The following is a 5,837-nucleotide window of genomic DNA, read 5'->3' as shown; positions in this document are numbered from 1 at the left end:
TCCGCAGCGCGCTGCGCTCCGTCGATGCGGCGCCGCGCAACGCCGCCGGATACCTGATCCTCATCGAGGCCTATGCCGAGTGCGCCGACAAGGAGTCGGAGCCGCAGCTGCTGGAGCAGGCCGACTATGTCGTGCGCGACGTCAAGAAGCTCGCGATGACGCCGGAAGAGAAAGAGCGGCTCCAGGGCCTCGAGACCCGACTTGCCGGCCTTCAGGCGCGCTTTACCGCGGCGGGAGAGCGGCCCTGAGCGCGCCGGTCGTGCTTCCTCCCGTCGCGACGGCGCCTCCGAAGCCGGCCGGGGCCGGCTGGATCACCTTCTTCGGAATCCTCGAGCTAATGCTGGCGGGGCTGACCGGCCTGATGGCGGCCGCGATGATGGCCCTCGCCCTGTTCGGCGAAGCCGCTCTGAAGGGTGCGCTGGGAGGCCGCAATGCTCTCACGATGATCTTCCCGTCACTTTTCTACGGCGCCGCCTCGCTCCTGCTTCTGATGGGAGGGGCGGGGACTCTGGGACGCAGGCGCTGGGCCCGCATCCTGATGATCGTGATCGCCACCTTCTGGATGATCTTCGGCATGCTGGCTTCGATCGCCATTCTTGCAATGGTCCCGATCATCCTGGAGGAGACTCAGAAGGCGGGCAGGATCCTGGTTCCCGGAGTGACGGCCATCGTCTGGATGCTGGTGGGAGGAGGCACGTTTTTCTTCGGGATCGGTCTGCCCGGCTCGATGCTCCTGTTCTATACGCGTCCGAGCGTGAAGGCCGCCTTCGCGGCGCGCGACCCGGAGGAGGTGGCGGCGCGCCGCCTGCCGCTGGCCCTGTCCATTCTTGCGGTATGGATTGGCATCGGGGCCGTCGCGAGCGTCTGCTCCGCACCCTACGGCATCCTCGTCCTGTTCGGAGCGATCCTCACCGGCCCCGCAGCCGTCGCTCTGATGCTCGCGGGCGGAGGAGTGCAGGCCTTCTTCGTTTGGGGAATCGTACGCCGGCAGGGCTGGATCTGGTGGGGAATCTTTGCCTATTACCTGCTGCTGGGGATTTCCGCGGCGGTCTCGCTCAAGGGCGGCTCGCTCGACGAGGTGATGCGACGCATCGGCGCCACCACCGGCCGGGAGCCCTCGCAGCAGGCGATCCTCGAATGGACCAAGACCTGGACCCCCTGGATCGTCCTGGTGTCGCAGCTGCTGTTTCTCTGCTTCCTCGTCTACACCAAGCGCTATTTCAGAACGCGGACTTCGGAAGCCGGCGCCTCGCCTCTGGGAGAGCCCGCCGCCTAGCCAGGCTCAGGGGGAAGAAGCGGGCTTGCCGCTTCCTTCCACCAGCGTCGCCGCGCGATCCAATGCAAGCCCCGAGAAGGTCTCGTTGAGGCCCGAGGGCCAGCGGACGATCGCGGAGATCGCGCCGGGGTCGGCTCCCAGCCCGAAATGCAGGATCCCTTGCGAGGCGCTCAGGTAGGAGGAGCCTGCGTGGCGCTCCGCCACCTGGCGCCGATCTTTCGAGATCAGCGTGACTCGCGCGCCGATCCCGTCGCGGTTGCTTCGCTTGCCTTCGAGCCGCAGCTCGATCCAGTGGAAAGGGGAGCGGGTGACGTTGTGCAGCAGCCGAGGCTTGCCGCCGTTGCGGGTCAGCGCCAGATCCATCCGTCCGTCGCCGTCGAAATCCAGGACCGCCAAGCCACGTCCCACGTCGAGCTCCTGGAAAGGGGGCCCGGCCTCGGCGCCGCGCTCGGTGAAACGTCCCGAGCCGTTGTTCACGAACAACAGGTCGCGCTGCCGGTAAGTGAGCGAGTCGCTGTACTCCTCGATATCGTCCATGACGTGCCCGTCGGTCACCGCCAGGTCGAGGTCGGCGTCGTTGTCGGCGTCGAAGAACGACGCCCCCCAGCCGACCGGCAGCAGGCTGGGCGCCCCCAGTCCCGCCGCGTTGGTGGCGATCGTGAAGGTTCCGTCGCCATTGTTGCGATACAGCTCGTTGGTTTCGTTGCTCAGGTTGGTGACGAACAGGTCCATCCGGCCATCGCCGTCGGCGTCCGCCGCGTCGACTCCCATCCCGGCCTGCGGCCTTCCCTCCTCGCTGTAGCCGGTCCCGGCGAGCAGCGTCACGTCGGTGAAAGTGCCGTTTCCCTCGTTGCGGTACAGGAAATTGCGCACCGAGTCGTTGGCCACGAAGAGATCGGGGTCGCCGTCGTCGTCGTAGTCGGTCCAGACGGCGCCCAGTCCCTTGCCCTCCAGGGTCCACAGCCCGGCCTGGCGTGTCACGTCGGTGAAGACGCCGCCGCCGTCGTTGCGATACAGCACGTTGGCGACGCCGGAGTAGGCGTCGGGATGGCAATAGGAGATCAGCTTGCGCGCCGCGTCGCCGCAGCGCTTGTGCTTGGCCAGCGTGAAGTCGAGGTAGTTCGCCACGAACAGGTCCAGATCGCCGTCGCCGTCGTAGTCGGCGAAGGCGGCGGCGGTGCCCCAGCCCGGATCGTCGACGCGCGCCTGGCGTGCCACTTCGGTGAAAGTACCGTCGCCGCGGTTGAGGTAGAGACGGTTGGGTCCGAAGTTGGTGACGTAGAGATCCGCGTCGCCGTCGTTGTCGACGTCGCCGACGGCGCAACCCATGCCGTAGGCCCCCTCGTTGCCGACGCGCGCGGCGGCGGTGGTTTCCTCGAAGGTGCCGTCGCCGCGATTGCGGTACAGCGACGCGTGCAGGAGCGGATCGGCGGGCGCCCCGGGAAGGGGTGCCGACTGCACGAAGTAGAGATCCGGCCTGTCGTCGCCGTCGTAGTCCAGAACGCAGACCCCCGCGCCCATCGTCTCGATCAGGTATTTCGTTCCGGCCGCGCCAGTGCGGTGCAGGAAGTCGATCCGGGCGGCGCGCGTGACGTCTTCGAAGCGAACTACGGTCGGCGGGTCGGACGCCGGAGCGGAGCTCGGCGAGCCCGAGCAGGCAACGAGCAGCAGGAGCAGCGGCGGGACTGCCGAAGCCGGCCAGCACTTCATGGAGATTCCACGGGGAGGGAGCCATAACCCGACGGATGGAGCGCCGAGCGGCGGGCGCGCATCGCCTTGTCAGTGTCTCCCTGCTGCTGGTAGAGCACCGCCAGGTGTCCATAGGCTTCGCGCAGGGTGCGGTCGCCGGCGACGGCACGCTCGAGGGCCGCGATCGCCTCGGTGCGCTTCCCCAGCCGCAGATAGGCGACTCCCAGCTCCTGCTGAAACTGCGGGAAGTCCTGAAGGGCATCGCGGTAGGCGAGAAGCGCCGCCAGAGCTTCCTCATCCTTTCCCTGGAGCGACAGAGCCTCGGCCCTTCCCTGGGCGGCGCGGAACAGCCGCTTCTGATCCAGGAAGCGCTCCTTGCCCTCCGAGGTTTCGGAGAAATGCGCCAGCGCCACGGCGGCTTCCGCCTTGCGTCCCAGCCTGGCGTAGCAGCCGCCGAGAGCGAACCAGGCCGGCGCACTGCGGGCATCGAGCGCCACCGCTTGCTCCAATGCGGTGGCCGCCTCCTGCAGCTTGCCCGCGCTCATCAAGGCGCTCCCCAGCTCCTTCACCGCGACCGGGTCGGTGGGGGTCAGCTCCACGGCCCGGCGCAGCTGCTCCACCGAGGCGTCATACCGCCCCAGCTTGGAGAGGACGATCCCCAGGTTCAATCGCGCCACCGGATCATCCGGCGTGCGCTCGGCGACCTGTCCGATCTCTCGCGCGGCGTCCTCCCAGCGCCCCAGCCCGGTCAGCGTCAGCCCCAGGGCGAGGCGCACCGCGGCGGAAGATGGGTGGCGCGCCAGGAACGCCTCGTAGTGCTGCCGGGCCGCATCGAGATGCTGCGCGCGGGTCAGGGTGTCGCCCAGATCCAGAGCCAGGTCGGCATCGTCGGGCGCCATCGCGGACGCCCGGCGCAGCGCCTCCTCGGTGAGAGTCAGGTTGCCGCGCTGATAGGCGGAGCCGGCTTCGGTGAGGATCGCCTGCAGCTCGGGAGATCGCTGCTGCGGCGTGGTCAGAGGCGGCTCGGGGGCTGATCGTCGGGAACAACCCGGCGCCAGCAAGGCCGCCAGGAACAGAAATGCCCGGGCGAGACGCCCGAGCCTCCGGGTCATGGGCGGAATTCGACGGTGGACCAGGAGGGATCGCCCTTGTGCAGGCGCAGGCGGGAATCGATCGGAGGAGCCGGGTAGTCGGTGGAGCTGCCGTCCGGCCAGCGCACCCGGAAGCGCTCGATCCGGGTGTTCTTGCCGAGACCGAAGTGGAGCGTCGGCGGATCCGACGACCCGAAGCCCCGGCCGGAAGTCACTTCCTTGTAAGTCTTCAAAGCACCCGCCTCGATGCTCACGCCCGCCCCCACCGCCCTCGCGTTGGGACCGTCTTCGTAGAGATCTACGAAAAGGAAGTGGTTTCCATTGCGGGTTTCGTTGAGAAAAAAGGCGCTGGGCACCAGATCGCCGTGGTAGAAGCCCCCCTTTTCGGCATAGATCTCCAGGAAGCCGTCGCCGTTCCAGTCGGTGAAGGTGATGCCGTGCCCTTTTCCCTGGAGCCAGACCCCGGCGGCGCGCGACCGATCCACGAAGGTTCCCCGTCCCGTGTTTTGGTACAGAACGTTGGGCTCCTGGCGCCGCATGTCGGGATTGCCGGTGCCGAAATAGAGATCCGAATATCCGTCGTTGTCGAGATCGGCGGTGTTCGCCGCCATGATGCCGAGCGGATAGACGAACCCGGCCTCCACGCTCACGTCCTTGAAGTGCCCGCCCCCGTCATTGCGGAACAGCTTGACGAGATCGTCGTCCGGCTTGGGAACGTAATCCGCCCGGTAGCCGGCGATGACGTGCTCCCAGACGGCCAGGCTGACGGTCACGATATCGAGGTCGCCGTCGCTATCCATGTCCTGGAACAAGGCGACGTAGCCGTTCTGCCGGCCGTGTCCCGCCACGCCTGCCGTGGCGCCCACCTCCTCGAACTTGCCGCCTCCCAGGTTGTGGTACAGCCGGTTCTTGCGCGTGCGGCCGTGCATGAAGAGGTCCGGCCAGCCGTCCTGGTCGTAATCGCCGATGGCGATGCCGATCGTCCCGCCCGGCTGCTTCTCCTCCAGGCCCGCCTCCTTGGTGACGTTGGTGAAGGTGCCGTTGCCGTTGTTCCGGTACAGGTGATTGATGTTGGGATCCAGCGTCACGCCGTTACTGACCAGGATGTCGAGCCAGCCGTCACGGTTGTAATCGAACCAGGTGACGTGGAACCCGGAGCCCGGCTCGTCGATCCCCGCCTCCTTCGCAATGTCCTTGAAGGTGCCGTCTCCCTGGTTCGCCATGAGCGAATCGGGCAGCGGTCCGCCCCAGCCGTTGCGCGCCACGTAGAGATCGGGCTTGCCGTCGCCGTTGTAGTCGCCCCAGGCCGCTCCGAAGCCCGATTCCACCTGGCCGAATCCCGCTTCCAGCGTCACGTCGCGGAACTTCTTCCCCTCGTTGTGGAACAGCGAGCAGAAAGTGTCCATGCCGCAGGCCACCAGGTCGTAGCGGCCGTCGCCGTCATAATCGGCCCAGCCGGCCGGACCGGCGCCCGCAATCTTGGCGATCCCCAGCTCCGGGGCAATGTCCCGGAACTTCGGGGGCGGCGGCAGGGATGGATCGGTCGATTCGGGACGCAGCGGGTAGCGGTATTTGGCCGGCAGGTCCTTGGGGACGCCTCCCATGCCGGCCGAGCACATGTGGATGCCCCATAGCGGCTTTTCACCCGGCTCCAGGTCGTAGGTCTGCCGGTAGACGGCGATGGCCTCCTTGTAGAGCTTCTGCCGGAACAATCCTTGCGCCTTCATTCCCAGGGCCTGGATGATGCGCTCCTGCGGCGCGTTGGGATAGCGCGTCAGAAA

Annotated in this window: 5 protein-coding genes; 2 read left to right on the top strand and 3 right to left on the bottom strand. The window is 67.3% G+C overall.

The features are described 5' to 3' along the window. Positions 1 to 248: hypothetical protein (locus VFW45_12320; GenBank protein HEU5181566.1), on the top strand; the 248-nt coding region annotated here is incomplete at its 5' end. Between the two features lie 11 nt (positions 249 to 259). Beyond that, positions 260 to 1,276 carry a hypothetical protein gene (locus tag VFW45_12315; protein ID HEU5181565.1) on the top strand — a complete coding sequence of 339 codons (1,017 nt, stop codon included), beginning with the start codon at positions 260 to 262 and terminating at the stop codon, positions 1,274 to 1,276. A gap of 6 nt (positions 1,277 to 1,282) precedes the next feature. Here the strand turns inward: VFW45_12315 and VFW45_12310 are convergent, their stop codons facing one another. The 3 genes from VFW45_12310 to VFW45_12300 form a co-directional block, all read right to left on the bottom strand. Beyond that, a complete protein-coding gene (locus VFW45_12310; GenBank protein HEU5181564.1) occupies positions 1,283 to 2,986 on the bottom strand; it encodes a CRTAC1 family protein in 1,704 nt (567 codons plus the stop codon). Then, complete coding sequence (locus tag VFW45_12305; GenBank protein HEU5181563.1) at positions 2,983 to 4,077, bottom strand: tetratricopeptide repeat protein; 1,095 nt, start codon at positions 4,075 to 4,077, stop codon at positions 2,983 to 2,985. Before VFW45_12305 ends, VFW45_12310 begins: the two co-directional genes overlap by 4 nt. Then, positions 4,074 to 5,837, bottom strand: a 1,764-nt coding sequence (locus tag VFW45_12300) for a CRTAC1 family protein (protein ID HEU5181562.1), incomplete at its 5' end; no start/stop codon positions are given. The genes VFW45_12300 and VFW45_12305, both read right to left, overlap by 4 nt.

This window comes from Candidatus Polarisedimenticolia bacterium (genome assembly GCA_035764505.1).
Classification (GTDB): Bacteria; Acidobacteriota; Polarisedimenticolia; order Gp22-AA2; family AA152; genus AA152.
This window is presented reverse-complemented; position numbering and strand designations above follow the sequence as displayed.

What these genes read in the sequence shown, in the direction of transcription:
- VFW45_12310 (HEU5181564.1), bottom strand. Translation starts at nt 2,986, where the DNA reads ATGAAGTGCTGGCCGGCTTCGGCAGTCCCGCCGCTGCTCCTGCTGCTC.
- VFW45_12305 (HEU5181563.1), bottom strand. Translation starts at nt 4,077, where the DNA reads ATGACCCGGAGGCTCGGGCGTCTCGCCCGGGCATTTCTGTTCCTGGCG.